The 3,356-nt window shown below is 66.8% G+C and carries 3 protein-coding genes; 1 reads left to right on the top strand and 2 read right to left on the bottom strand.

What is annotated here, in order from left to right:
- A partial coding sequence (locus tag ACFTZB_RS44330) for an MFS transporter (protein WP_378442179.1) occupies positions 1-1,365 on the bottom strand: 1,365 nt, incomplete at its 3' end.
- Between the two features lie 122 nt (positions 1,366-1,487).
- Complete coding sequence (locus ACFTZB_RS44325) at positions 1,488-2,165, bottom strand: TetR family transcriptional regulator (protein WP_378442177.1); 678 nt, start codon at positions 2,163-2,165, stop codon at positions 1,488-1,490.
- 109 nt (positions 2,166-2,274) lie between these two features.
- Here ACFTZB_RS44325 and ACFTZB_RS44320 point away from each other — a divergent pair, with 109 nt between their 5' ends.
- Positions 2,275-3,189 carry a shikimate dehydrogenase gene (locus ACFTZB_RS44320; RefSeq protein ID WP_378442175.1) on the top strand — a complete coding sequence of 305 codons (915 nt, stop codon included), beginning with the start codon at positions 2,275-2,277 and terminating at the stop codon, positions 3,187-3,189.
- Positions 3,190-3,356: the final 167 nt, after the last annotated feature.

Below are 3,356 nucleotides of genomic sequence, written 5' to 3'. Positions count from 1 at the left end.
GACGTCCTCCTTGTCGAGGTCGAGCAGCGGGGTGCGGGAATTCTCCTTGGCGGTGGAGGCGGACGCCGCGGCGATGAGCGCGCAGACGGCGGTGAAGATCGCCACCGGCACCCAGTTCTTGGGGTCGCCGCCGCGGAGCGCCTGGGCGATGGTCGGTGCGAATCCGGCGAGAGCGAAACCGAGCTGAGTGCCGATCGCCATGCCGGAGTAGCGAACCCGCGAGGAGAACATCTCGGCGTAGAACGCGGGCCAGATGGCGTTGGTTCCGGCGTAGACGCCACCCATCAGCAGGATGCCCGCCAGGAAGATCATCGCGACGTTGCCGGTGCCGATCGCGGCGAAGTACACGAAGATTCCGGCGGCCGAACCGATCGCGCCGCCGACGAAGACCGGCTTGCGGCCGATCCGGTCGGACAGGATGCCGAACAGCGGCTGCGAGACGAGGGCCACCGCGTTGGCGGCGATCGCGACCCACAGCATGGTGGTGCGGCTCATGCCGATCTCCGGCGTGGTGGCATAGGCGAGGCCGAACACGGAGAACACGGTGCTGACGACGGCGATGAAGGCGCAGAAGACGACGCGCAGAACGTCGCGCCAGTGCGTGCGGAAGAGGTCGACGACGGGCAGCGGGGCGGGCGCCTCGTCCAGGGCCTCCTTGTTGGCGATGAAGATCTCGGGCTCTTCGAGCTTGCGACGCACGATGTAGGCGACGACGAGGACGAGCAGGCTGCACCAGAACGGGACGCGCCAGCCCCAGCTGTAGAGGGTCTCGTCGGGCAGTGCCGCGACGGGGATGAACGCGAGGCTCGCGACGATGAAGCCGGCCTGGGTGCCGGTGAGCGTCCAGCTGCAGAAGAAGCCGCGACGGTGAGCGGGGGAGTGTTCGAGGGTGAGGGAACCCGCACCCGACTGCTCGCCCGCCGCGGAGATGCCCTGGCAGATGCGCAGCAGCACCAGCAGCACTGGGCCGACCATCCCGGCGGTCTCGGAGGACGGCAGGCAGCCGATCAGGAACGTGACGACGCCCATCAGCACCAGACAGAACATCATCACCTTCTTGCGCCCGGCCCGGTCGCCGAAGTGCCCGACGAACACGGCGCCGACGGGACGCGCGATGTAGGAGATGCCGAACGTCGCCAGCGACAGCAGCAGCGGGTTCTTCGAGCCCTCGAAGAACACGTGCGGGAACACCAGCGCGGCAGCCGAGGCGAAGATGTAGAAGTCGTAGTACTCGAGCAGGCTGCCGAAGAAGGCTGCCTTCGCGGCCTTCTTCGCGTTGGTGGGATCAGCGTTGGGGTCGACGGAGGAGCGGCCTGTGCCGTCACCGTTCCGACCGGAGGCGCCGGTGCCGTAGTCGATGGTCATCGATACTCCTGGGGAGCGAGGAATGTGAACACTGGCGGCTCGAATGAGCAGGTGTTCGGAGGTCGTACAAGCAAGGTAACCCAGGTCACAGGCTCGAGTCAATAATGGTCGAAATGGTTAGTTCAAACCTTTCCCGGCTGCTGCAGGTAGGCCAGGACGACGTCGCCGATCATCGCGCGCAGGTGGGGACGGTTCTCCGCGCCGGTGAGATCCCAGTCGAACAGGGCCTTGAACGTGTACCGATTCGCCACCCGGAAGACGCAATACGAGCTGATGAGCATGTGGATGTCGAGCGCCGTCGTGTCGGTGCGGAAGATGCCCGCGTCCTGCCCTCGCTGGAGGATCCGATCGAGCGTGCGGATCGCCGGCGCCTGCGTCTCGGGGAGGCCCTCGGCCTGGACGAGGTTGACGCCGCGATTGGTGTTCTCGATCGCGACGAGGCGGATGAAATCGGGGTGTGCCTCGTGATGGTCGAACGTCAGCTCGGCGAGCGCCCGGATGGCCTCGGCCGGCTCGAGGTGGTCGACGTCGAGTTGGGACTCCTCGTAGCGAATCTCCTCGTAGGCGCGCTGCAGGACGGCCCGGTACAGGCCGTCCTTGTCGCCGAAGTAGTAGTAGAGCATCCGTTTCGTGGTGGCGGTCTTCGCCGCGATCTCGTCGATGCGGGCCCCGGTCAGGCCCTTGTCGGCGAACTCCGTCATCGCCACCCGCAGGATGTTCTCCCGGGTCTTCTCGGGATTGCGCGTGCGCTTGGCCGCCTGCTTCCCGGGGGTGGCGCCCGTGGTCTCGCTTCGTGTCATTCCTGGAACTCCTGCCTGTGCTGTCTTCCGCGCGGTATGGAGGTATGCTACCGTGACATAACTCACTAGATAGTTAATTAGTTCTCGCCCTCTCCCGGAAGTGATCGCCATGACCTCTCGTGACCTCGATGCCCCCACCGCCCGCCCGTCCTACCTGTGCGGTCTGATCGGCACCGGGATCTCGAAATCGCTGACCCCGCCGCTGCACGAGGCAGAGGGTCGCGCGCAAGGTCTCGGGTACGTCTACCGGATCCTCGACCTCGACACGCTGGGCATGGGCGTCGAGGGATTGCCGCGGCTCCTCGACGCCGCCAAGCTCCTCGGATTCAACGGGCTCAACATCACGCACCCCTGCAAGCAGGCGATCATTCCCCTGCTGGACGACCTGTCCGACGACGCCCGCAAACTCGGTGCGGTCAACACGGTCCACATCGACGGCGGGCGCCTGATCGGCCACAACACTGATTGGTCCGGATTCGCGCGCAACATGGACGAGGGCCTCGAGGGTGCGCCCATGAACCGCGTCGTGCAACTCGGGGCGGGCGGGGCCGGGGCGGCGGTCGCGTACGCCGCCCTCACCCGGGGCGTCGGGCATTTCACGATCATCGACGCCGACGCCACGCGCTCGACGGCTCTGCGCGACTCGCTCGCCGAACTGTTCCCGGACCGGGAAATCGCTGCCGGTGACCTCTCTGCCGTGCCCGCCGCGGTCGGTGCGGCCCAGGGTCTCATCCATGCGACGCCGATCGGCATGGCGGCCCACCCCGGCATCGCACTCGACGCCGCACTGCTGCGCCCCGACCTGTGGGTCGCGGATGTCGTCTACCGTCCGGCCGAAACCGAACTCCTCCGCCGCGCGCGCGAGATCGGCGCCCGGACGCTCAGCGGGATCGGCATGACCATCGGTCAGGCCGTCGACTCCTTCCGCATCTTCACCGGCCTCGAACCGGACGCCCAGCGGATGCGTGAGCACATGGGTCTGCTGTTGGAAGCGGAGGACGCCGCCGCGCTCGCGGGCGCGTAAGAGCCCTCGCGCCCCACTCTCTCTGCAAGCCGCACCCCATTTCTGCGTCCGCACCACTTTTAAGGCGCGAAACGGAAGTTGTCAACCTGTCTGAGACACGTTGGTGTTGATTCCCGTCGGTCCGGGAAGGGCTGGTGCTACCGGTCTGGCCCGGAACCGTTCGGGAT

This window comes from Rhodococcus sp. NPDC057014, assembly GCF_042673295.1.
GTDB lineage: Bacteria > Actinomycetota > Actinomycetes > Mycobacteriales > Mycobacteriaceae > Rhodococcus_F.
The sequence above is the reverse complement of the archived record's forward strand: the minus strand, read 5'-3'. Positions and strand labels throughout refer to the sequence as shown.

Coding starts and splice junctions, on each gene's coding strand:
- ACFTZB_RS44325 (WP_378442177.1), bottom strand. CDS start 2,165: ATGACACGAAGCGAGACCACGGGCGCCACCCCCGGGAAGCAGGCGGCC.
- ACFTZB_RS44320 (WP_378442175.1), top strand. CDS start 2,275: ATGACCTCTCGTGACCTCGATGCCCCCACCGCCCGCCCGTCCTACCTG.